At 60.4% G+C, this 22156-nt stretch carries 32 protein-coding genes; 15 read left to right on the top strand and 17 right to left on the bottom strand.

Annotation, left to right across the window (positions count from 1 at the left end; all coding sequences use genetic code 11):
- Positions 1-42: 42 nt before the first annotated feature.
- Positions 43-264: a 50S ribosomal protein L31 gene (gene rpmE, locus ACR3E2_RS09900; RefSeq protein ID WP_267366773.1), complete on the bottom strand. Its 222-nt coding sequence runs from the start codon at positions 262-264 to the stop codon at positions 43-45.
- Positions 265-275: 11 nt separating this feature from the next.
- The gene (gene rplS / locus ACR3E2_RS09895) at positions 276-659 is read right to left on the bottom strand and encodes a 50S ribosomal protein L19 (RefSeq protein WP_267366771.1); all 384 of its coding nucleotides are present in this window, start codon (positions 657-659) and stop codon (positions 276-278) included.
- A gap of 379 nt (positions 660-1038) precedes the next feature.
- Between rplS and ACR3E2_RS09890 the strand changes: the two genes are divergently transcribed.
- Entirely contained in the window at positions 1039-1839 is an 801-nt protein-coding gene (locus ACR3E2_RS09890; RefSeq protein WP_480483855.1) for a glycoside hydrolase family 25 protein, read from the top strand.
- Positions 1840-1964: 125 nt separating this feature from the next.
- Here ACR3E2_RS09890 and trmD read toward each other — a convergent pair whose 3' ends face one another.
- From trmD to ffh, 10 genes are all read right to left on the bottom strand, one after another.
- Entirely contained in the window at positions 1965-2774 is an 810-nt protein-coding gene (trmD, locus tag ACR3E2_RS09885) for a tRNA (guanosine(37)-N1)-methyltransferase TrmD (RefSeq protein ID WP_480483793.1), read from the bottom strand.
- Positions 2771-3586 carry a hypothetical protein gene (locus ACR3E2_RS09880; RefSeq protein ID WP_480483792.1) on the bottom strand — a complete coding sequence of 272 codons (816 nt, stop codon included), beginning with the start codon at positions 3584-3586 and terminating at the stop codon, positions 2771-2773. Before ACR3E2_RS09880 ends, trmD begins: the two co-directional genes overlap by 4 nt.
- On the bottom strand, positions 3586-4089 hold the full coding sequence (gene rimM / locus ACR3E2_RS09875) for a ribosome maturation factor RimM (protein ID WP_480483791.1): 504 nt from the start codon (positions 4087-4089) through the stop codon (positions 3586-3588). The genes ACR3E2_RS09880 and rimM overlap by 1 nt, the downstream gene beginning before the upstream one ends.
- A complete protein-coding gene (locus ACR3E2_RS09870) occupies positions 4082-4231 on the bottom strand; it encodes a hypothetical protein (RefSeq protein ID WP_209506115.1) in 150 nt (49 codons plus the stop codon). Before ACR3E2_RS09870 ends, rimM begins: the two co-directional genes overlap by 8 nt.
- A 6-nt stretch (positions 4232-4237) precedes the next feature.
- A complete protein-coding gene (gene bluB / locus ACR3E2_RS09865) occupies positions 4238-4873 on the bottom strand; it encodes a 5,6-dimethylbenzimidazole synthase (RefSeq protein WP_480483790.1) in 636 nt (211 codons plus the stop codon).
- A gap of 12 nt (positions 4874-4885) precedes the next feature.
- Positions 4886-5275, bottom strand: coding sequence for a 30S ribosomal protein S16 (gene rpsP / locus ACR3E2_RS09860; RefSeq protein ID WP_209506119.1), 390 nt, complete (start codon positions 5273-5275; stop codon positions 4886-4888).
- Positions 5276-5397: 122 nt separating this feature from the next.
- A complete protein-coding gene (locus ACR3E2_RS09855; RefSeq protein WP_209506121.1) occupies positions 5398-5694 on the bottom strand; it encodes a chorismate mutase in 297 nt (98 codons plus the stop codon).
- Complete coding sequence (locus ACR3E2_RS09850; protein WP_480473928.1) at positions 5691-6233, bottom strand: GNAT family N-acetyltransferase; 543 nt, start codon at positions 6231-6233, stop codon at positions 5691-5693. The genes ACR3E2_RS09855 and ACR3E2_RS09850 overlap by 4 nt, the downstream gene beginning before the upstream one ends.
- Complete coding sequence (locus tag ACR3E2_RS09845) at positions 6230-6784, bottom strand: GNAT family N-acetyltransferase (RefSeq protein ID WP_267365320.1); 555 nt, start codon at positions 6782-6784, stop codon at positions 6230-6232. The genes ACR3E2_RS09850 and ACR3E2_RS09845 overlap by 4 nt, the downstream gene beginning before the upstream one ends.
- A complete protein-coding gene (gene ffh / locus ACR3E2_RS09840) occupies positions 6784-8292 on the bottom strand; it encodes a signal recognition particle protein (protein WP_209506127.1) in 1509 nt (502 codons plus the stop codon). Before ffh ends, ACR3E2_RS09845 begins: the two co-directional genes overlap by 1 nt.
- A 258-nt stretch (positions 8293-8550) precedes the next feature.
- On the opposite strand from ffh, the gene ACR3E2_RS09835 reads away from it, so the two are divergent.
- Positions 8551-9438 carry a sulfotransferase domain-containing protein gene (locus tag ACR3E2_RS09835; RefSeq protein WP_480483789.1) on the top strand — a complete coding sequence of 296 codons (888 nt, stop codon included), beginning with the start codon at positions 8551-8553 and terminating at the stop codon, positions 9436-9438.
- Positions 9439-9441: 3 nt separating this feature from the next.
- On the opposite strand, the gene ACR3E2_RS09830 is transcribed toward ACR3E2_RS09835, so the two are convergent.
- Positions 9442-9957, bottom strand: coding sequence for a hypothetical protein (locus ACR3E2_RS09830; RefSeq protein WP_480483788.1), 516 nt, complete (start codon positions 9955-9957; stop codon positions 9442-9444).
- Positions 9958-10044: 87 nt separating this feature from the next.
- On the opposite strand from ACR3E2_RS09830, the gene ACR3E2_RS09825 reads away from it, so the two are divergent.
- Positions 10045-10575: a prolyl-tRNA synthetase associated domain-containing protein gene (locus ACR3E2_RS09825; RefSeq protein WP_480483787.1), complete on the top strand. Its 531-nt coding sequence runs from the start codon at positions 10045-10047 to the stop codon at positions 10573-10575.
- On the opposite strand, the gene ACR3E2_RS09820 is transcribed toward ACR3E2_RS09825, so the two are convergent.
- Complete coding sequence (locus tag ACR3E2_RS09820) at positions 10576-11313, bottom strand: aspartate/glutamate racemase family protein (RefSeq protein ID WP_480483786.1); 738 nt, start codon at positions 11311-11313, stop codon at positions 10576-10578.
- Between the two features lie 72 nt (positions 11314-11385).
- Positions 11386-11967, bottom strand: a complete 582-nt coding sequence (locus ACR3E2_RS09815) for an FMN-dependent NADH-azoreductase (protein ID WP_480483785.1) — start codon at positions 11965-11967, stop codon at positions 11386-11388.
- A gap of 119 nt (positions 11968-12086) precedes the next feature.
- Between ACR3E2_RS09815 and ACR3E2_RS09810 the strand changes: the two genes are divergently transcribed.
- The 3 genes from ACR3E2_RS09810 (at position 12087) to ACR3E2_RS09800 (ending at position 14415) form a co-directional block, all read left to right on the top strand.
- Positions 12087-12965: a LysR family transcriptional regulator gene (locus ACR3E2_RS09810; RefSeq protein WP_209506137.1), complete on the top strand. Its 879-nt coding sequence runs from the start codon at positions 12087-12089 to the stop codon at positions 12963-12965.
- Positions 12962-13876, top strand: coding sequence for a DMT family transporter (locus ACR3E2_RS09805; protein WP_480483784.1), 915 nt, complete (start codon positions 12962-12964; stop codon positions 13874-13876). The genes ACR3E2_RS09810 and ACR3E2_RS09805 overlap by 4 nt, the downstream gene beginning before the upstream one ends.
- Before the next feature lie 125 nt (positions 13877-14001).
- Positions 14002-14415 (top strand): universal stress protein, encoded by a 414-nt coding sequence (locus ACR3E2_RS09800; protein ID WP_480483783.1) that lies wholly within the window; start codon positions 14002-14004, stop codon positions 14413-14415.
- Here the strand turns inward: ACR3E2_RS09800 and ACR3E2_RS09795 are convergent.
- Positions 14412-14747, bottom strand: coding sequence for an ArsR/SmtB family transcription factor (locus ACR3E2_RS09795; RefSeq protein WP_480483782.1), 336 nt, complete (start codon positions 14745-14747; stop codon positions 14412-14414). The genes ACR3E2_RS09800 and ACR3E2_RS09795 overlap by 4 nt on opposite strands.
- 84 nt (positions 14748-14831) lie before the next feature.
- On the opposite strand from ACR3E2_RS09795, the gene ACR3E2_RS09790 reads away from it, so the two are divergent.
- From ACR3E2_RS09790 to ACR3E2_RS09760, 7 genes are all read left to right on the top strand, one after another.
- Entirely contained in the window at positions 14832-15743 is a 912-nt protein-coding gene (locus tag ACR3E2_RS09790; RefSeq protein ID WP_480483781.1) for a DMT family transporter, read from the top strand.
- 184 nt (positions 15744-15927) lie between these two features.
- Complete coding sequence (locus tag ACR3E2_RS09785; protein WP_480483780.1) at positions 15928-16260, top strand: AtpZ/AtpI family protein; 333 nt, start codon at positions 15928-15930, stop codon at positions 16258-16260.
- Between the two features lie 2 nt (positions 16261-16262).
- Positions 16263-17048, top strand: a complete 786-nt coding sequence (locus tag ACR3E2_RS09780; RefSeq protein ID WP_267366759.1) for a F0F1 ATP synthase subunit A — start codon at positions 16263-16265, stop codon at positions 17046-17048.
- 48 nt (positions 17049-17096) lie between these two features.
- Positions 17097-17321 carry a F0F1 ATP synthase subunit C gene (locus ACR3E2_RS09775; protein ID WP_005981269.1) on the top strand — a complete coding sequence of 75 codons (225 nt, stop codon included), beginning with the start codon at positions 17097-17099 and terminating at the stop codon, positions 17319-17321.
- 86 nt (positions 17322-17407) lie between these two features.
- On the top strand, positions 17408-17959 hold the full coding sequence (locus ACR3E2_RS09770; RefSeq protein ID WP_209506152.1) for a F0F1 ATP synthase subunit B': 552 nt from the start codon (positions 17408-17410) through the stop codon (positions 17957-17959).
- A gap of 5 nt (positions 17960-17964) precedes the next feature.
- The gene (locus ACR3E2_RS09765; RefSeq protein ID WP_480483779.1) at positions 17965-18525 is read left to right on the top strand and encodes a F0F1 ATP synthase subunit B; all 561 of its coding nucleotides are present in this window, start codon (positions 17965-17967) and stop codon (positions 18523-18525) included.
- A 180-nt stretch (positions 18526-18705) separates the two neighbouring features.
- Positions 18706-19560: a hypothetical protein gene (locus ACR3E2_RS09760; protein ID WP_480483778.1), complete on the top strand. Its 855-nt coding sequence runs from the start codon at positions 18706-18708 to the stop codon at positions 19558-19560.
- Positions 19561-19583: 23 nt separating this feature from the next.
- Here the strand turns inward: ACR3E2_RS09760 and ACR3E2_RS09755 are convergent, their stop codons facing one another.
- Complete coding sequence (locus ACR3E2_RS09755; RefSeq protein WP_267365974.1) at positions 19584-20354, bottom strand: FCD domain-containing protein; 771 nt, start codon at positions 20352-20354, stop codon at positions 19584-19586.
- A gap of 150 nt (positions 20355-20504) precedes the next feature.
- On the opposite strand from ACR3E2_RS09755, the gene ACR3E2_RS09750 reads away from it, so the two are divergent.
- Positions 20505-21698, top strand: coding sequence for an aminotransferase-like domain-containing protein (locus ACR3E2_RS09750; protein WP_480483777.1), 1194 nt, complete (start codon positions 20505-20507; stop codon positions 21696-21698).
- A 44-nt stretch (positions 21699-21742) separates the two neighbouring features.
- Positions 21743-22150: a hypothetical protein gene (locus tag ACR3E2_RS09745; protein ID WP_480483776.1), complete on the top strand. Its 408-nt coding sequence runs from the start codon at positions 21743-21745 to the stop codon at positions 22148-22150.
- Positions 22151-22156 lie beyond the last annotated feature (6 nt).

Here is a 22156-nt window from a genome sequence, read left to right as displayed (position 1 = left end):
CCGCCCGCTGGCGACCTTCCTTTGAAAGACTGTGGCAAAGGTTCAGAAACCCAGGCCTTCGTATTTCTTCTTGAACTTCGACACGCGGCCGCCAGCGTCCAACAGGCGCGACGAACCACCGGTCCATGCAGGATGTACCGAAGGGTCGATTTCCAGTGCCAGCTGGTCGCCTTCGCTGCCCCAGGTGGATTTCATCTGAACGACGGTGCCATCGGTCATCTTGACGTCGATGACGTGATAATCGGGATGGATGTCTTTTTTCATCTTTCCGCTCCTTACGCTTCGGCGCCAGCTTTGGGCTTGTAGTTGGTGACCTCTGCGATACGTGCGGATTTACCGCGACGCGAGCGCAGATAGTACAGTTTGGCGCGGCGAACGCGACCACGGCGGACAACGGTGATGCTGTCGATATTGGTCGAATACAGCGGGAACACACGCTCCACGCCTTCGCCAAACGAGATTTTGCGAACGGTGAACGAACCGGCAATGCCGCTGCCGTTGTTGCGCGCGATGCAGACGCCTTCGTAGTTCTGCACACGGGTGCGCGACCCTTCGGTCACCTTATAGCCGACACGGATAGTGTCACCGGCTTTGAAATCGGGGATGTCTTTCCCCAGGGCGGCAATCTGTTCCGCCTCAAGCTGTGCGATCAGGTCCATCGCAGTTTCTCCTATCTGCTCGTGGTTGGTCCACGAAGTTGGGCACGGCCTGAGAGCTCTTGGTCTTCACCGGGTCCTGCGTACAGCCCGCCAGAGGTCAGATCGAATGTTCCTTTGGTCTGGCCTGACCCGACGCATCCCTGCCGAAGAAAACGGGACGTCACGCCATGGTGCAAACCAAAACACCGGAGTCGCAGAACGCGGCACCGGATTGCGGTCGTTTAAGGGTATTGCCGGCAGGGATCAAGGGAAAAACGCCCTGTCTTGCCCAAGGCGCCGGTAGGAATCCGCCAGCCTGAAAGTAAGGCGTTGCCAAGCGGCCCAGATCAGGCATTCTGAGGCAAATAATATGAGCAGATATTTCAGACAGGACCCTATGATGCGATTGGCATTCATGCTGGCCATAACGGCCGTCGCGCTGATGTCTTGCGGGCGGGGCGGCCCGAAACCTCAGGCCGTCGAACCCGTTCCGGGCGTGGACAGGACAGCACCGCTTGTGATCTACCCCGATTTCGGCGACGCGGATCCCCATGACTGGGAAGGGCGTCACCCCGGACAATACCCGATCCATGGCCTTGACGTTTCACGCTGGCAGGGGCCGATTGACTGGCGCACGGCCCGGGCATCAGGCGTCAGCTTTGTGTTTCTGAAAGCGACCGAAGGCGGCGACGTGGCCGATCCCCTGTTCGATGATCACCGCCGCGGCGCACAGTCGGCTGGTGTGCCCTGGGGCGCCTATCACTATTACTATTTCTGCCGTTCGGCCCGGGAACAGGCCCGCTGGTTCATCCAGAACGTGCCCAAAGGGGCAGACCTGCCGCATGTGCTGGATATGGAATGGACACCGCATTCCAAGACCTGCACGCTGCGCCCCGATGGCAGAACCGTCCGCGCCGAGGCGCAGCGTTTTCTGGACATTCTCGAACGACATTATGGCCGCCGCCCGATCGTCTATTCCACGGTGGATTTCTATGAAGACACCGATATCGGGCGCCTGCCCAAGACCGAGTTCTGGCTGAGATCTGTTGCAGGCCACCCCCGCACTGTCTATCCCCGCGCGGTCTGGCGGTTCTGGCAATATACCGGCACCGGTCTGGTTCCGGGCGTTCAGGGCCGGGTGGACATCAACACCTTCAACGGCACGCCAGACGTCTGGGCCAGATGGAAGGCCGGAGGTTAGGTCTTTGGTGCGCCGTAGGTTTCAATGGTGATGCCGCCAACCAGATGGTCCAACCGGCGCTCCCGCTCTTCCCCAAAGGCGTTGCGCACACTAGACCTGCGGCAAGTGCGCAACAATCCGGCCTATCACTCAGACGAATCCGACCAGGATTTTTCATAGTCGGCCCAGATATCCGGGCGCCGCTCGCGGGTAACGTCCTCAGCCATCTTGTGACGCCATTCGGCGATGCGGCCGTGGTGGCCCGACATCAGAACCTCGGGTATCGGGCGGCCTTTCCAATCCGCAGGACGGGTGTACTGCGGATGCTCCAGCAGGCCCGAGGAAAAGCTTTCCTCTTCGGTCGAGGCCTGATTGCCCAGAACGCCGGGGATCAGGCGCACCGTGGCATCAATCAGGGCCTGTGCTGCAATCTCACCGCCGGTCATCACGAAATCCCCCAACGAGACCTCCTGCACACCGTAATGCTCCAGCACGCGCTCATCCACGCCTTCGAACCGGCCACACAGCAGGGTCATGCCATCGCAGCGTGCAAGGGTCTGCATCATGCGCTGGTCCATGCGCCGCCCGCGCGGGCTGAGGTAAATCAGTGGCCAGTTGCCCTGAATGCCCGCCATGGTGTGCTCGATGGCTTCGCCCAACACATCGGGCCGCAAAACCATACCCGCGCCGCCCCCGGCGGGCGTGTCGTCCACGTTGCGATGCCTGCCGACGCCGAATTGCCGCAAATCCACGGTTTCCAGCTGCCACAACCCCTCCTGCAGGGCCTTGCCGGTCAGGCTTTCTCCCAGAACGCCCGGAAAAGCGGTTGGAAACAGGGTGATGATCTTCGCCTTCCAGACGCCGTGCAGGTCCGGGGTGGGTGTCATCAGCTCACGCGGTTTCAGCGTGGGCCGGATCGCTTTGCGACCATGGGATTTGCCGGGTTTGTCAGTCATTTCTGGCGGGCCAGTTCATGTTGGGCGGTTCGAATCAGGGCCTTTTTCTGAGTGATCAATGCCGCTTCGTCCAGCGATGATCGGTTCAGGGCCAGCATTTCCCTCAGAACGTCGTCGGACAGCTGAGGGCTTTTATGCGCGTGCTTCACAAGCCGTGCAGATTTCCCGGGTGGCAGGTCGAGAAATTCGGCAAATGGTGCGCCCAATCCAAGGTGGTGGCCTTTCAGCGCTTCCATCCACGCGGTCCGTACCGTGACAGTTGGCAACCGGTCCCTGATCCGGTCTGCCGTGTCCTGTAGCGATGGCAGATGCGCAAGATCGGCGGAAAAGCCGTCCAGGTCCTGAACCATGCGCGACAGGTGCAGATCGTGGGCCCAAAGGCTGCGCAACCACACATCGCGATTGCGTAACGACAGGTAGACGGTGATGTCGGTTTCGTCGCCCACCAGACGGCGGCGCAGCACGCTGACAACCGTTTCCGCCAGTTCGGGTGCCGCCCCGTATCCTTCGATTTTGTTCCTGCTGGGGCGCAGGCCCAGAAAATTCTCTTCGCTCAGGATCAATCCCCGGCGTGTTCCGAAATCAAGACCATCGAAAAAACTGTGCAGCTGACCGCCAAAACCCGCCAGCGTGTCATCCAGTCGATAGATCGAATGGCGCGTGGCCGCTTCGTTCAACCCGGCCTTGCGGGTCTTATACGGAAGAACCAGAGCGAAATGCGGCCAGATCAGCTCGCGGTTTTCGTGCAGAAAGGACTGTGCTGCCGTCATGCCGGTCTTGTGAAAACCCAGATGCAGCAGAACACGTCGCATCAGATCAGGCCTTCGGGCGGGTCGGCCACGATGCGGCCCTGTTCCAGATCGACGGTTGGCACCACCTGCATCGTGAACGGCAGCAGAACCGTCGCCTTCAGGCCCGGCCCGTGTAGTTCCAGCAGGTCCGTGGCCCCGTGGTTCTGCACGGATTTGACCTTGCCGAGAAGGGTGCCGCCGGTGTCATAGACCTCAAGCCCAATCAGGTCTGTGTGGTAGAACTCGTCATCGGGCAACGAGGGCAACTGATCGCGCCGCGCAAACAGGCGCAAACCGTTCAGGGCATCCGCCTGTTCCTTGGTTTCAATCCCGCCAAGACGGGCGGCAAAACCGTTCTTGATCGTACGCGTCAGAACCACCGGATAACGTTCCTTGCCGGTTTCATCCGTCAGTGGCGAATACGTCTCAATATCTTCGGGAACGGCGCAGAAGCTTTTCAGGCGCACTTCACCGCGTACACCATAAGACCCCGCGACGCTGCCGACGCAGATCAGATCATTCATTGGCAGCCCCCGTCGTCAAACAGATCCCGTTTCTCCACTCGCCAAGCCCTTCGCAGGCTTCGCGCTGATTGTTGCGCTCAAAGAACACGCCCACAATAAAGGCGATCAGCAGCAGAATGGGAAGGCGTATCAATCCGAACATGCGGCCCTACCTTGTTTCGATCTTCAGGCTGTCGGCCCGGTTTTCCCAGCCAACCTGCTCAAGTTCGGGGGTGTCAGAGATCTGTTCCGGCCATCCGACACAGAAATACCCGATCAGACGCCAGTTGCCCGGCACATCCAGATCGCGCGCCATCTGTTCGGGGTCCAGAATGGATACCCAGCCCAGCCCCAGCCCCTCGGCCCGCAGGGCCAGCCAGAACAGGGTGATCGCAGAGACCACGGAATAGCGCCGCATCTCGGGCATCGAGCCCGCGCCAAGACCCAATCCCTTGTCGGTGCTGTCGTCGCAGAAGATGGCCAGTTGCACCGGCGCTTCCTGCATTCCCGACAGTTTCAGGCGGCTGTAAAGCTGCGCCCTGTCGCCGGAATAGCCCGCCAGGGCGTCATCATTGGCGGTTTGGAAATTCCTTAGCGCCGCAGCCCGGGCCGCCGCGCTTTCGACGCGGATCACGCGCCACGGCTCGCTTAGCCCCACGGAGGGGGCCAGCCGAAACGCGTCGAGGCAGCGCGCAAGCACTGCCTCGTCTACCGCGTCGCCGCGGAACCGTCGCACATCGCGCCGGAGCCGCAACAACAGATCGAACTGCGTGCGAAATGCGTCAGTAAAGGTCTGATCCCGCACGCTTCGGCCTGCTTATTCTTCTGCGGCCGCTTCTTCAGCCGGTGCAGCAGCCGCTTCGGCAGCTTCCGCAGCCTTTGCAGCTTTCTCTTCCGCGCGTTCCTGAGCTTTCTTGCCCGGGGTACCCTTGTTGGGGTTGTTGCGCTCGGCCTTGTCACGGGTGCCGGCTGCTTCCAGCATACGCGCGATACGATCGGTGGGCTGAGCGCCCTGATCCAGCCAGTGCTGAACGCGTTCCATGTCCATTTTCACACGCTCTTCGCTGTCTTTCGGCAGCAGCGGGTTGTAGGTGCCTAGTTTCTCGATGAAACGGCCGTCGCGCGGCATCCGGCTGTCAGCCGCTACGATGCGGTAAAACGGACGTTTTTTCGAGCCTGCGCGGGCGAGACGAATTTTCATTGCCATGGTGGTATCTCCTTTGAATGGCATCACGCCGGAGGCGTGTATTTGATTGGCCGGTGTCTATTCCGGTTAATTCTGGTGTTTTTTGAACCTCTGGTTCACTTTCAACTTGCTGAACCTCTGGTTCACCCTTGGTGTTTCCTGTGGTGTCGGATGACTTCCTGAATGATGAAATTCAGAAAAGCTTTGGCGAAATCGGGGTCCAGATCGGCCTCTTTCGCCAGGTCTTCAAGCCGTGCGATCTGCGTGGCCTCACGCGAGGGATCGGACGGGGGAAGGTTGTGTTCGGCCTTGAGCTTGCCAACGGCCTGTGTGTGTTTGAACCGCTCGCCCAGCGTATAGACAAGGATCGCGTCCAGCCGGTCGATGCTTTCGCGATGCTCTTTCAGCAATGCAGCCGCGCGTGTCACGGGGTTGTTCATTGGCCGGTCCTTTCGGGTGTCGAAACGTCAATCTTGGGGTGCCGCCACACCTGGCAGGGCTGGCCCAGCAGTTCGGCATTGTCGCGCTCCAGCGTTGCACCCAACCGTTCGGCCAAAGCGCGCGAGCGGTCGTTTTCGTGGGCGATATACGAAATCACCCCGTTCAGGCCCTGATGCCGCGCCGCATAGGACCGGGCGGCAAGCGCCGCCTCGTAGGCAAAGCCTTTGCCTTCGAAATCTTCCATCACGGTCCAGCCCAGTTCAGGCTCGTCCCAGCCGGGGGCGTCAATCAGGCCGACGCCGCCTGCGAACCGACCGCTGGATTTCTCGGTCAGGTGCCAAAGGCCAAATCCTTTCAACGCCCAGTGCCCAAGGCGTCTGGCCAACATGCCCCAGCTTTCCAGCGCGTCCCGGGGTCCGCCCACCAAATGGCTGCGCTCGGTTGCAAAGAATGCGGTCAGCGCAGGCAGATCATCCAGATGCGGGGCACGCAGGATCAGACGTTCGGTTTCAACGGTGGGGATGGTGAACGCGGTCATGCGTAGGCCTCCATCCCACCATTCACCAGATCGGCAGGCGCGGGGTGCCGCCAAATCTCGGACCTGCCGAATTTGGGGTGGTCATAGTGATACTCGAACTGCGCGCCCAGCCGTTTCGCCACCGCCTTGCTGGCATGATTGTCCAGATCAATCAGCGAGATCGCCGTCTCCCACCCCAGAACATCATACGCATAAGACCGCGCGGCCAGTGCCGCCTCGGTCGCGTAACCCTTGCCGGTGGCATTGTTCATCAGCGTCCAGCCGATTTCGGGTTCTGGCCAGCCTTCGGGGCACCAAAGCCCGATCCGCCCGACATAAGTGCCCGAGGCTTTTTCTTCGGCGCTCCAGAACCCGTAACCGCGCAGGGACCAGTGGCCCAGCAGCGAAGCGATCAGTCGCCAGACCTCATCCCGGCGCAGTGGCCCGCCGACGAATTTCGCCGCATCGCTGGCGAAAAACGCGGTATCGGCGTCCAGATCAGCCTCGGACGGCGCGCGCAGGATCAAGCGCTCGGTTTCAAGCCGGGGGATATGTTGGGCGATGGCGTTCATTACTTCTTCTTGCCAAACCCGCTCAGGCCCTGAGGCAGCCCCATGCCGCCGCCCAGGCCGGGCAGACCGCCGGGCATTTTGCCGCCCATCGCCTTGGCCGCCTGTTCCAGTGCCTTGGGGTCCATGCCGGCTGCCATGTCTTCGGGGCTGGGGCCGCCTTTGCCGAACATGCCCTTCATGGCCTGTTTCAGCATCTTGCCTTTGCCCATCTTGCCCATCTTTTTCATCATGTCCGACATCTGCCGGTGCATCTTGAGCAGCTTGTTGAGGTCGCTGACTTCCATCCCCGAACCGGCTGCAATCCGTTTCTTGCGGCTGGCTTGCAGCAGCTGTGGGTTGGCGCGTTCGCGTTTGGTCATGGACTGGATCAAGGCGATCTGCTGGCGCAGGATCTTGTCGTCCAGACCCGCCTGATCCATCTGCTTGGCCATTTTACCCATGCCCGGCATCATGCCCATCATGCCCTGCATGCCACCCATCTGGATCATCTGTTCCAGCTGCATCTTCAGGTCGTTCATATTGAACTGACCTTTGACCATGCGCTTCATCATGCGCTCGGTCTGTTCCATCTCCATCGTTTCCTGGGCCTTTTCGACCAGGGCAACGATGTCGCCCATGCCCAGAATACGTCCGGCGATCCGGTCCGGCTCGAAGGTCTCCAGCGCGTCCATCTTCTCGCCCAGACCGACAAAGCGAATGGGCTTGCCAGTCACTGCGCGCATCGACAGCGCCGCACCACCGCGCCCGTCCCCGTCCATCCGGGTCAGGACCACGCCCGAGATGCCGACCTTGGCGTCGAATTCTTCGGCCACTTCAACGGCGACCTGACCGGTCAGGCCGTCAACCACCAGCAGGGTCTCGCGCGGGTCAACCGCATTGCGGACCTGCTCGACCTCGTCCATCAGCACTTCGTCGATATGCAGGCGACCGGCGGTATCCAGCATATAGACGTCATAGCCGCCCAAAGTGGCTTGCTGCTTGGCGCGCTTGGCGATGTCGACGGGTTTCTGGCCCGGTACAATCGGCAGCGTATCAACGCCGACCTGCGCGCCCAGAACCGCCAGCTGGTCCATCGCCGCCGGGCGATAAACGTCGAGCGAGGCCATCAGGACCTTCTTGCCCTCTTTCTCTTTCAGGCGTTTGGCAAGCTTACCAGTGGTGGTGGTCTTACCCGAACCCTGCAAACCGACCATCAGGATCGGGGCAGGCGGGTTGTCGATCTTCAGCTTGCCGGGGTCTTCCTCGCCACGCAGGGTATCGACCAGCGCGTCATGCACGATCTTGACGACCTGCTGGCCGGGGGTGATCGACTTGGTCACCGCCTGACCGGTTGCCTGGTCCTGCACCTTCTTGACGAATTCACGCGCCACCGGCAGCGAGACGTCGGCCTCAAGCAGGGCAACACGGACCTCGCGCAGGGCGGTCTTGACGTCTTCTTCAGACAGGGCACCCTGTTTGGTCAGCCGGTCAAAGACGCCGGAAAGGCGTTCGGATAGATTTTCAAACATGCCTTCGGCCTCCTTAGCCGGTTATCTGATGGCGCGTCCTAGATAGGATGCGTCGGTTAAATGCACAAACGCCCCCACGGGCGAAACTCGCTGGTGGGGGGCGATCCCTGAACGACTCAAGGGACCGGAAGATCAAGACGCTTCCGGATGTTTGGCGGTCATCTACGCCTCTGGGCTCTGCGAGTCAAGGCAAACGCTTTGAGCATCTGGCCACTTGGTGTAGCGTCCAAAGGTCGGGGTCAGTTTTGGAGTTTGGTCATGAGTCAACCATTGCCGCAGCGCACCAAGGATTATGTCGGTGAAGTCACGAATACCGATATCTGGTCCGACTTCGTAATCCGTCCCGACGACATCTTTGTCTGCACGCCTCCCAAATGCGGCACCACGTGGACACAGACGCTGGTACGAATGCTGATCACCAAAACCGCGGATCCAGTCGTGTACAACAACGCGGTCTCACCCTGGCTCGATTGCGGGTTCAGAGATCGTGAGGAGCAGGACAGAATACTTGCCGCACAGACGCACAGACGGTGCATCAAGACCCACACGCCATTGGACGGGATCACTTATTCCCCGGATGCGACCTATCTGGTGGTGCATCGCCATCCGGTTGACGTGCATTTCTCGCTGCGCCGCCATGTGGAAAACATGAAAGACGACTGGCTGGACTACCTGTTTCCCGATGATCTTTCCGAAGCCTTCGCGATGTTTCTGGACCGGCCCGCCTCGTCAAAGGGCACTGACGATCTGACGCTGGCCTCATACGTCCACCATTACCGTTCATTCCGCGCGTTCCGGCATCTGCCAAACATCCATTTCCTGCATTACGCCGAACTCAGCCGCGATTTGCCGGGGCAGGTGGCGCGGATCGCAAACATCTTGGGGACCGAGATCGCACCAGAAATGATCGACGATATCGCTGAGGCCGCAAGCTTTGGTTCAATGAAGGAAAACGCCCGGCGCGCTTCGCAGCAGCCCGGTTTCAAAAGCGCGTTTCAGGATTACGCGCAGTTCTTCTCGTCCGGGACCAGCAATAAATGGGAGGGCAAGCTGACCGCCGATGACATGGCCCGATACGACGCGCGCCTGTCCGAAATGGTGACACCGGCCGATCGGGCTTGGCTGGAGCACGGACAAGTCCTGTAATCGTCAGGCCTGTTCCTTCGTGTCTTCCTGCTGCGCGGGCAGCCATGCATTGACCGCGTCAACCAGTTTATGCGCGCCGCGCCCGTTCGAGAACGCATCGACAATCGGATGACGCCCTTCGCTCATTCCCTTGTCCAGCACCAGAACCGGGCGATACAGCGTCGAACTGCTGCTGTCGCTGCGGAAAGTCGAGCTTTCAACTTCGGCATGGGACAGGCTGGACAGCTGATGCTCGACCGCTTCATAGCCAAAGACAGACTGCCTGCGGATCAGAATGCGGTTCTTTGTGCGGTCCAGAATGACCTGAACCCGCCGCACGAAAACGCAGAACGCCCCGACACCTAGCCCGCCGCCGATTAGAGCAAAGAACAGCCCGAACCAGATATTCTCGCCGCCGTCACTGACCATGACCAGCCCTGCGCCGACAAAGGTCAATATGAAAAAGACCAGCATGATTCCAATGAACCAGGGCGTGTCGGCAAGGATCAGTTGGGTCGGAGTGTTTCGTGTGACTTTCATGGCGGCACGCTAACACCGTTTTCTGCTCTGCCCCAGCTTGAATTCGCCGCCATGTTGCGCGATGAGCGCTACAAACAGGAGGGCCCCATGGACGCATCATCCACATTTCAGGATACATTGCCGCTCAGTTCTGACGCGCTGTTGGCGCAGCTGGATGACTGGGGGCTGCCCTACCGCCTGCATACCCATGTTCCCTTGCGCACGGTCGAGGACTCCAAGGCCGTGGAAGGCCAGTTCATGGTGCCGGGCGAGAACGCGTTGCGGGTCAAGAACCTGTACCTGCGCGACAAGAAAAAGCGCAACTACCTGGTGACGCTGGAACAAAGCCGCGAGATTGACCTAAAGGCGCTGGGCGCAGAACTGGGTGTCGGCGCCCTGTCCTTTGGGTCGGCAGACCGGCTGTTGCAGAACCTTGGTATTCGCCCCGGTGCGGTCAGCCCGCTGGCGATGATCAACGGTGTGCAGAACAATGTGCAATTCTTCATGGACGCCGCCGCCCAAGGGGCCGAGGTGATTTATATGCACCCGTTGGTCAATGACCGTACCGTTGTGATGAAACAATCCGACGTGATGGCGTTCTTCGATCGCATCGGTTGCACCATTACGTGGCTGCCCTGATCACTCAAGCGCCAGTTTCAGCGCGGCGGCGACATGCGCGGCGGACGGGTTGATGAACAGGTGCCCATCGGCCTCGAATACCGGGTCATCCAGATGGTTTGGAAAGGCAAGCGGCAACTCGGTACAGGCCAGCAGAATGGCGGTTCCGGGACGGGCATGTTTGTTGCAAAAGGCCAGCAGTCTTGCGCGGGCCGCATCAGAGGCACCACCGTAGAAATCACTGTCGATCATCGCCTGCATCTCGGAAATCTCGGAGTCGGGCAGCCGCGCATTCGCAGTGATGCCCTCGGCCGCCAGACGATCCGCATAGTTGGTGGCCTGCATTGTCACGGTTGTTCCCAGCACCAATGCGTTTGACACGCCTGTGCTGGCCGTGGCCTCTGCCGTTGCATCGAAAATGCTGAGGACGGGCATGGAAACACCCTGTCTGATCGCGTGCAGCCGCGCGTGCGGGGTGTTGGACGCTATGATGCCAAAATCGCATCCCGCGCGCTCCAGCGTCAGCAGCGCGTCGCGAAACACCGCATCAAACGCCGCCCAGCTGGCTTCGTCCCCGGCGACACCCCGCAAGGCGCGGGTCTTGGCCTGTGTGACAGACTCGATGGTCATGGCAGGGATCGGCAGGGGCGCGCCGTGGCCGCGCGCCGCAAAGTGACGCCCGGCACCCTCGGCAATGGCACGGTAATAGTCCACGGTCGAGGCCCAGCCCACACCGCCCAGAATTCCGATCTTTTTCATGCGCGCCATCCAGTCCGCCAGTTCCATCTGACCAGCAGACTGGACGTTTCAGGGCTCAATGACCAGAGGCGATCAGGCCGCCAGTTCTGTCACCGCCTTTTTGGCGCTTTCCAGCGCGGCTTCGGGGTTCACCGCCATCTGATCCGCGGCGATGACCGCCACATCATGGATGCCGATAAAGCCCAGAACGTGACGCACATAGTTGGTGGCAAAGTCGATCTCGGATCCGACGGCAGTACCGCCCGACGCGATTGCCAGAATGGCGCGTTTCCCCTCCAGCAACCCTTTTGGGCCGTTCTCCGAATAGGAAAAGGTCAGGCCCGCGCGGGCGACCAGGTCGATCCAGGCCTTGAATGCAGCGGGGACCGAGAAGTTGTAGATCGGCAGGCCGATAACGATGGTATCGGCCTCTTGCAATTCGGTCACCAGCGCGTCCGAAAGGGCCAGCCGGTCGCGCTGCAGGTCGTCGCGCTGCTCGGCAGGGGTAAAGTTGGCGGCGATCCAGTCTTCGGTCAGCAGGGGCAGGGGGGTAGCCAGGTCGCGGCGGATGATGCGGTCCGCACCCAACTGCCGGACGATGCTGTCAGACAGGTCGCGGGTGGTTGAACCCACGCGGCGGGCAGAGGCGTCGATATGCAGGATGGTTTTAGCCATTTTCTGGGTCCTTAAGGTCAGGGTAATCTTGTTCTGATCCCAATATGGCTGTTGCGTTTGCGAACAAAACTCGGATACATCAACAGTTATTGTTGGAAATTGCACAGAACGGTGTGACGATGGACAATTGGGATGAGGTGAGGACCGCCTATCAGGTGGCACGCATGGGAACCGTCAGCGGTGCGGCCGAGGTTCTGGGCGTGCACCACGCCACGGTGATCCGCCACATCGACGCGATCGAGGCCCGGTTGGGTGTCAAACTGTTCCAGCGCCACGCGCGGGGATACACCCCGACCGAAGCGGGCGACGATTTGCTGCGCGTGGCGCAGGCTACCGAAGACCAGTTCAACCAGCTTGTCGGCCGGATGAAGGGGCGCGGTGACGATGTATCGGGCGAACTGGTGGTGACGTCGCTGGGCTCCATCGCGCCATTGGTGGTGCCGACGCTGACCGAATTTCAAAAGATGCACCCCGAGCTGATCGTGCGCTACCTGACCGGAGACCGCCTGTTCCGGCTGGAATATGGCGAGGCGCATGTTGCAATCCGTGCGGGATCGGCCCCGGATCAGCCCGACAACGTTGTGCAACCTTTCCGGCAGGAAGAAGTCGGCCTCTATGCCAGTACTTCGTATATCGAACGGCACGGCAAACCTTCGGGCATCGAGGATTTCGGAAACCACCACTTCGTCAGCTCTGACGATGAAAGCAGCCGTGCGCCGTTCACCCGGTGGCTGCGCAACACGGTATCCGCCGACCGCATCACCTTTCGCTGCACCAACAATTTCTGTATGCGCGAGGCCGTTCTGGCCGGGGCCGGTATCGGCTTTATGGCCCGTTGGGAGGCCGCCCGTCATGACACTCTGGTCGAAGTGATCGACCCGCTTCCGGAATGGTTCGGCAACCTGTGGCTGGTGACCCATGTGGACCTGCACCGAACCACCAAGGTGCAAGCGTTCCTGAGTTTTCTGAAAGAAGCCTCCAAAGGCTGGTGTCCATGAACCCGCAGATGCGTGGCCATCTGGCCATGCTGACTTTTTCGGCCCTTGTTGCAGGCAGTTTCTCGCTTGGGTCGATGATTGCCAACGAAATTGCCCCTGCTGCCTTGAACGCGGTGCGCTTTGCCATCGCGGCTGTGGTGATTGGTGTGGCGGCATTGGCGACAACCGGTCTGCCCCGCAGTGCCGCGCAGGCGCCCTGGCGGTTTCTGGTGCTGGGCGGGTTGTTCGCCACCTACTTTGTCCTGATGTTTTACGGGTTGCAAACCGCCCCGCCGGTCAGCGCTGCCGCGGTTTTCACCCTGACCCCCGTTGTCTCGGCCATTGCGGGCTGGGTCCTGCTGCGCCAGATCACCACGCCGCGCATGGCAATGGCCCTGACCATCGGTGCGATTGGGGCGCTATGGGTGATCTTTCGGGCCGACTGGCAGATGTTCCGCGCCTTCCAGATCGGCGGGGGCGAGATCATCTATTTCTGGGGATGTGTCGCGCACGCGATTTACACCCCCATGATCCGCAGGCTGAACAGCGGAGAACCTGCCGTCGTGTTCACGTTCGGAACGCTGGTTGCCGGGTGCCTGTTATTGGTCCTGTTCGGCTGGTCCGACCTGAAGGCGACCGATTGGGCAGCTCTTCCCGCCATCGTCTGGATCGGGTTGTTCTATATCTCATTCTTCGCAACAGCGGCCAGTTTCGTTCTGGTGCAATTCTCCTCGCTTCGGCTGCCGTCGGCCAAGGTCATGGCCTATACCTATCTGGTGCCAAGCTGGGTGATCCTGTGGGAAATCGCGCTGGGCAAACCTGTCCCGACGGGATTGATCCTGGGCGGTGTGGCGCTGACGGTCATTGCCCTGCTGATGCTGCTGAAAGAAGAGGCCCCGCGCCCCAGCCCTCAACGCCGGGCAGCTGAATAAGGCCGCTTCCGGTCTGAAACCGGAACGGATTGCCCACGAATTCCAAAGGCAAAATCTGTTGAGCCAGATCAAGGCAGGCCCTTGGTCTCAGGACTACCTTGGAAGGCGGACAAAAGGAGGAGATTATGTTCAAACATATCATGCTGCCGATTGACCGCCACCTGCCGCCCGAGGTTCGCAAGGCCGCAGATGTCGCCGCGCAGGTGGCAAAATGGCAGGGCGCCAAGATCACTCTGGTCAGTGTCAGCGGGGCCCATATGGGTGCATCCTCGGAAACCGAGGCCGAGATCGACAAGCAACTGGCCGACTTCACCGAACAGCTTGCATCAAAAGGCGCGGCCGAAGTTGCGGTGCGCAAGATACACTCGGTCGATGTTGCTGCCGAAGTGGACAGCGATCTGACCCGCGCGGCAGAAGAGATCGGTGCAGACCTGATCATCGTGGGCACCCATGCGCCCCGGATCACCGATTACATCTTTTCCAGCCACGCCGGATATCTGGCCAAACATGCCAGCATGTCGGTCTTTGTGGTGCGCTAGGCCTCGTCCGAGGTCGGAAGCTCGACTTCCAGAAACCGTTCGAACGCATCCAGGTTGATGGGTTCGAACTGACCGAACCCCTGCATCCAGACCGAAGCGGTGCGCAGCGCGTCGGGTTCCAGCTTGCACCATTTCACCCGGCCGCGCTTTTCCTGTGATATCAGCCCGGCCTTGGTCAGGATGACCAGATGTTTCGAGATCGCCGCCAGCGACATCTCGAACGGCTCGGCCACATCCGTCACGGCCATATCGTCCTCCAGCAGCATCGCCAGAATGGTGCGGCGGGTGGGGTCGGCAAGGGCCGCAAACACGGTGTCGAGATCGTTGGACATGGGTCTTTCCTAATGGGCGAGAACCCGTTTGACAATTTCCCCCATCACGTCACTGTGCAGCGGTGATGCGCAAGGGGGGCGGCTATGGCGCTGAAATACTGGCTGGTGATCTGCGTCCTTGGCATCGGGTGGGGCATGTCTTTCATGTTCAACGCCATATTGCTGCGCGAACTTGGGCCGCTATCCGTGTCATTGGGGCGTGTTGCATTTGGGGCGCTGGGCTGTTGGATCTATGTGATTGCTGCCCGTATGCCGGTTCACCTGACACTCGGGCGCGCCATCGGTCTGCTGGGGTTCGGGGCGCTCAGCTATGCCGCACCATTTGCGTTCTATGCGCTTGGGCAGCAGCATATCGCGTCCGGCGTGGCGGGGATCGTGAATGCGACAACACCGGCCTTTGCCGTCATCGTTTCGCATTTCTGGCCGGGAAGCGAGCGTGCGACGCTGTTGAAATCCCTTGGCGTGTTGTGCGGCTTCATCGGGATTGTCGTGTTGTCCGTCCCGATTTTGCACAATGGCGAAACCTCTCAGTTCTGGGCGGTTCTGCTGACCCTGTGCGCGCCGATCTGTTACGCGTTTTCCGTCAACATTGCGCGGGCCTTCCGTGACATGCAGCCGGTGGTGCTGGTCGCCCTTGCCCTGACAGGAGCGACATTGGCGATTTTACCCCTGGCGCTTTGGCGTGAAGGCCTGCCGGTGATCGAGCACACTGAAACATGGCTTTCGTTGCTGATGATCGGTTTTGTGCTGACCTCGGCCGCTTTCATTGCCTTCTACTGGTTGCTGCCCAGAGTCGGGCCAACCAACATTTCGACCGTCACGCTGATCGCGCCGGTTTCCGCCCTGATACTTGGAACCTGGGTTCTGGGGGAAACTCTGCAACCCGAACATTTGATGGGCATGGCGGCGATTTTTGCCGGGCTCTTGCTGATCGACGGACGCCTTGTTCGACACCTGTGGCCTCAGCGCACGCACAAAGATCAACCAAAAGGTTGAATATGGGTTTTTGGGAGATTGTTGCCGTTCAGGGCATGGGCAAGCAATTTGGCTGGACGAGTTAACCAGTAATAACAGTTTAAAAACAACACACTAACCTGCGTCATTTCACGCCATCAACGCCGTTGACTCTGGGCCTTTCGCGCCTTAGCACCATGCGCAAGACAGCGCGAGGATTCCGTCCGTGACCGATGACGACCAAAAGCAGCGTATGGCGCAGCTTGAGGCCAAGATCGACGCGGCGAAAAAGGCCAGACAACCGGCTGCCCGCGCTGACAGTGACATATCCGGGGGCGAGCTTGCCTGGAGGATGGTCATCGAAATGGTTTCCGGTCTGGGGATCGGATTTGGCATCGGATACGGGCTGGACAGCCTGCTCGGGACAATCCCGATCTTTCTGGTGCTGTTCACATTGCTGGGCCTTGTCGCGGGCGTGAAGGTTATGCTCCGCAGCGCGAAAGAGGTTCAAGATAAACAAGCGGCCCATATGCAGGCCGAAAAGGACGAGAGGGACTGAACGTGGCAAGCGAGACCACCGCAGCACACGGCGCCGAAGGCGCAGACCACGCAGCAGAAGCCAGCAGCCTGGTGTTTCACCCGATGGACCAGTTCATCGTCAAGCCGCTGTTCGGTGGCGAGATTGCCTGGTACACCCCCACCAACGTGACCCTGTGGCTGTTCCTGGCCATCGTGGCGATCTTTGGCCTGCTGGTTCTCAGCACATCAAAGCGCGCCATCGTCCCTACCCGGATGCAGTCGATTGCGGAACTGGCCTATGGTTTCATCTACAAGATGCTGGAAGACATCTGCGGCAAGGACGGCGTCAAGTTCTTCCCCTATGTCATGACCCTGTTCATGTTCATTGTGACCGCGAACTTCCTGGGCCTGATCCCGACCTCGTTCACCACCACGTCGCATTTCGCCGTGACCATCCCGCTGGCGCTGGCCGTGTTCCTGACCGTGACCATTCTGGGTTTCGTCAAGAACGGTGCCGCGTTCCTGGGCCTGTTCTGGGTCTCCAGCGCGCCGCTGGCGCTGCGCCCGATCCTGGCGATCATCGAGCTGATCTCGTACTTCGTACGCCCGGTCAGCCACTCCATTCGTCTTGCCGGTAACGTCATGGCTGGCCACGCGGTGATCAAGGTGTTTGCAGGCTTTGCCGCAATTTCCCTGATTTCGCCCGTGTCGGTTCTGGCGATCACCGCAATGTATGGTCTCGAGGTCCTTGTGGCCTTCATTCAGGCCTACGTATTCACCATTCTGACCTGTGTTTATCTGAAAGATGCGCTGCATCCTTCGCACTAAGGTCCGATAACCCAACATCGAAACTTCCAATTCGTAAGGAGATACATCATGGAAGGCGATCTCGCACACATCGGCGCAGGCCTGGCAGCAATCGGTTCCGGCGCAGCCGCAATCGGGGTGGGCAACGTTGCAGGCAACTTCCTGGCCGGCGCCCTGCGCAACCCTTCGGCGGCTGCTTCGCAGACCGCAACCCTGTTCATCGGTATCGCATTCGCAGAAGCCCTGGGGATCTTCGCATTCCTGGTCTCGCTGCTGCTGATGTTCGCCGTCTAATCTGCGGAACCTGATCCTTACGCGCAGGTGGGTCCAAGCCATAGCGGCCCACCTGTTGTAAAGACAACGTTCCGACGGAGGACATCATGGCGACTGAACCCATTAGCGAAGAAGTAGTTGGCGCGTGCGTTGACTCGCATGGCTCTGCCATCGGGATGCCGCAGCTCTGCTTCGATTGGTTCCCCAACCAGATTTTCTGGCTGGTCATTACGCTGGTCGTCATCTTTCTGGTCCTGTCTCGCGTGGCTCTGCCCCGCATCGCGGCAATCCTGGCCGAGCGCCGGGGGACCATTACAAATGACCTGGCTGCGGCCGAAGATCTGAAGGCCAAAGCGGTCGAGGCCGAAGAGGCCTATAACAAGGCGCTGGCCGATGCCCGTGCCGAAGCGCAGCGTATCGCGGCAGAAGCACGCGCAGAAATCCAGGCTGGTCTGGATGATGCGATTGCCAGAGCGGACGCGGAAATCGCTGCAAAGGCGGCTGAATCGGAAAAGGCAATTGCCGAAATCCGTGCCGGTGCGCTGGAAAGCATTCAAGTGGTCGCCAAGGATACGGCGGCTGAACTGGTCACCGCGCTGGGCGGCGAGGCGGATGCCAAAGCCATCGACAGTGCCATTGACGCGCAGATGAAAGGATAAGTGACATGCGGAACACTCTTGCCCTTATCCTGACCGTTGGTGCCGCCAGCCCCGCGCTGGCTGCAAGCGGCCCGTTCTTCTCGCTTGGCAACACCGACTTTGTCGTCCTTCTGGGCTTCATCGTTTTCATCGCGGTCCTGTTCTACTTCAAGGTGCCGGGCATGATCGGCGGTGCGTTGGACAACCGTGCCGAAGGCATCAAGGCCGAGTTGGACGAAGCCCGCGCCCTGCATGAAGAAGCACGCAGCCTGCTGGCCTCGTACGAGCGCAAGCAGCGTGAAGTGCAGGCACAGGCCGATGCGATTGTCGAAGCGGCCAAACAGGACGCGGCTCTGGCTGCGGACCAGGCGAAGGTCGATCTCGAAAAGTCGATCGAACGCCGTCTGGCTGCTGCGCAGGACCAGATTGCCTCGGCCGAAGCCTCGGCTGTGAAAGACGTGCGCGATCAGGCCGTTTCGGTTGCGATTGCCGCTGCCGGCTCGGTTCTGGCCAAGCAGATGACAGCCGCGCAGGCGAACAAGCTGATCGAGGTCTCGATCGCAGATGTGGGCGCCAAGCTGCACTGACGGGGACACCGACAGGTAAAAAACGCAGATGACCCGAGAGCATTGCGCTGTCGGGTCTTTTGTTTTGGGGGCGGGGCTGATTGTATTGACCGGAACATCACCCGGATTCTGTACCCGTCTTTGGGTCGGAATGTCCCGCTCGGGGCCGACGGGTGCAAAAAGAACAGGGAAAGACGGGCCGTGGCAGGCGAAAACGTTTCGATGAATATTGTTGGGGTGGTCAGAAACGGCGGGGCCGCGCTGATCGAAAGCATCAACAGGATCGAAGACCTGACCACCCGCTTGTACCGCTATTCCGTGACCATTGCGACAAACGACAACACCGATCGTACGGATCGGGTTCTGTCCGAATTCGCGCGCCGCGACCCGAATGTGGACCTTGTCCGCATGGATGGTCTGGCCTCCAGACTGCCGGGCCGGGTCGAGCGGATCACGGCGGCCAGAAACGCTGTCCTCAACAGGCTGGAAGAACGCGACAGCGGTCACGACCTGACATTGGTGCTTGATCTGAACGGGCCGAATGTCTGTCTGGACGCTCAGACGGTTCTGACGGCCGCACAACGTTCCGTACCACGCTGGGAAGGTGTCTTCGCCAATTCCAAACCGGCCTATTACGATATCTATGCCCTGCGCTGCGCAGGCTGGTGCGACGAAGACGTCTGGCAAAGAATTCGGACAACGCGCAAACCGCTGTTCGGGCGCCGAAAGTGGCGGAAAGTTCTTCTGAAATCAGCGGTTTTCGACCGGCAGTACCACATTCCGTCCGATATGCCCCTGATACCGGTCGACAGCGCCTTTGGCGGTGCAGGATTGTACAAGACCCGCGCCTTGCGTGGCCTGCGCTATTCCTGCCGGGATGAAAAAGGCGACCTCGTGTGCGAACATGTGATGCTGCACAAACACCTCAGGGACCGGGGCGCGCGGCTGTTCATCGACCCGGCCCTGACAACCATCGCCCCGAATGACGATCTGGGCGAAGGCAGCGGCGCACCTTTCCCGTCACACCTGATCCAGCCCGAGACCGGGGCCGCCTGATCCCTGAGGGCACTTGGAAAGCGCTAGGCCTGACGGGTTTCGTGCTGCAACCTTTGCTGCGCAACAGCCTCGTTCCGCTCGGCCTTCTGCTGATCGATCATGCAGCGTTCGACAAAGCTCAGATGCGTTTCGACGGCCTGACGTGCGGCTGCCGGATCGCGGGCCTGAAGGGCTGCGTTGATAGTGCTGTGCTGGTCCAGAATGGCCTCGCGGGTCGCGCGCTGCCGGAACATTGTCCGCCGGTTATAGAACACACCCTGCACCAGCAGGTCATACATTGACCGCATCATATGCAGCATCACCACATTGTGGCTGGCTTCGATGATGGCCATATGAAACTCGGCATCCAGCTGCGCCTCTTGGTCCGCAGCGTTCCGGTCATGGGCCGCCCGCATCTTGTCATAGATCGCCTGAACAACCTTCAGGTCGCTTTCTGATCCCAGCCGCGCGGCCCGTTCCGCCGCCAGCCCCTCCATGTCGCGGCGAAAGGACAGGTAATCGAATACGGCCTCGTCATGGCTGCTGAACAACCGGATCAGCGCCGGCGAAAAGGCCGAGCCCAAAACCTCGGCCACATAGATCCCGGAGCCGGCTTTTGTTGTCAGCAACCCCTGTTCCTGAAGCTCGGACACCGCATCGCGCAGGGACGGGCGCGACACACCCATCCGTTCGGCCAACTCACGCTCGGGCGGCAGGCGCTCCCCGGGGCGCAGGATGCCGCGCAGGATCAACAGCTCGATCTGGCGAACGACCGCAAGTGACAGTTTTTCCGTCTGAACTTTCTGAAATGGCATGGTCCGTTCCGAAATTGGTCAACTCATTTGACCATGGACAGGGGGGCTGTTCAAGAATACCCGGTCACATCCGCTGAAATATTAGGTCAGAAGTGTTGACTTTAATTTGAGAAAGCATAGGCTGCGCCGAAATGAGATCGGAGGAGCCTCATGTCCCATCACCCTTTGTTTGCCACCCGGGCTTCCCGGATGAAGGCGTCAGAAATCCGCGAGCTGCTGAAACTGCTCGATCAGCCCGGCATCATTTCCTTTGCCGGGGGCATTCCGGACCCCGCGCTTTTTCCCGCCGAGGCTTTCGCGCAAGCGTTTCAGCAGGCATTGGGGCCGGACATGCAGGCGCAGGCGCTGCAATATTCGGTCAGCGAAGGCTATGCCCCCCTGCGCCGGTGGCTGGTGCAGCACATGCGCGAGATCGGAGTGGAATGTGACATGGACAACGTCCTGATCACCTCGGGCTCGCAGCAGGCGCTGGATTATCTGGGCAAGCTGTTCCTGTCCCCCGGCGACACGGCCTTGGTCGGGTGGCCCACTTATCTGGGTGCTCTTGCCGCGTTCAACGCGTATGAGCCGCGCTTTGACCGGCTTAATGGCAACAAGGGGGCCGATGAATTCAGAGCTGCGGCAGGGGATGGCGCCGTGAAATTCGCCTATCTGTCGCCCGATTTTGCCAACCCGACAGGCGAAACCCTGACCCGCCCGGGTCGTGAGGCCTTGCTGGAACTGACCGACGAACTGGACTGCGCGTTGATCGAAGACGGCGCCTATCAGGCACTGCGCTATGACGGTGATCCGATCCCGCCGATCCTGGCTTTGGAACAGGCACGAAAGGGGTCGATCGAAAACTGCCGGACGATCTATTGTGGCAGCTTCTCGAAAACCCTGTCACCGGGTCTGCGCATGGGGTGGGTGGTTGCGGCCAAGCCGATCATCTCGCAGATGGTTCTGCTGAAACAGGCGGCGGATCTGCATTCGGCGACCATCAACCAGATGGCCGTGCATCAGGTGGCGGAAGCGTGCTTTGACACCCATATCCCGAAAGTGCGCGACACTTACCGCGCGCGCCGTGATGCGATGCTGGATGCGCTGCAACAGCACATGCCTGACGGGGTGGCGTGGACGCGCCCCGAAGGCGGCATGTTCGTCTGGGTGACACTCCCCGCCGGGATCAGTGGGTCTGACCTGCTGGCGCATGCGCTGGATACGGTGAAAGTGGCTTTTGTGCCGGGGCAGGCGTTTTTCCCAGACGGCAGCGGGGCAAACACGATCCGGCTCAGCTTCTCGAACTCGGACGAGGCGACGATCCGCGAAGGTATCCGCCGGTTAGGCGAAGTTCTGCGCGCCTGACGTCCAGAAAGGTTCTGTTAACCAAATTGCTGCAACTCTGCGGCATGATCCGGTTTCTCGCTCCGCTCCTGCTGGCCGCCTGCGCCGCCGGGACCCCGCATTTCCGCGACGTTCCGGCCACCCGCGTGGCGGTGAACGGTAGTGTGTTCGACGTGCGCGTGCGCGGCGATCTGGCCGAGGCGGTGCGGATCAACGCGCAATACGCCCCGCGGCTTGGCCCTGTTCGGGATCGCGCCGCGCTGGCCATGGCGCAGGTTTCAGGCTGCCCGATCCTCGACGTGCTGGGTGACGCGGCTGTCACGGTTGGTGTACTGGGGTGTGACCGCGAGGCGGGGGAACGGCTGTTGCTGACCGCTGTCTCGACGCCCCGGTATGAATGTATCGACTATGGTATCTATGAAAATGTCGGGGGCGACAGCGGCTATCAGGTCTTCGAATGCAGCCCATACTGACATACG

This window comes from Ruegeria sp. AL7 (genome assembly GCF_056536105.1).
The sequence above is the reverse complement of the archived record's forward strand: the minus strand, read 5'-3'. Positions and strand labels throughout refer to the sequence as shown.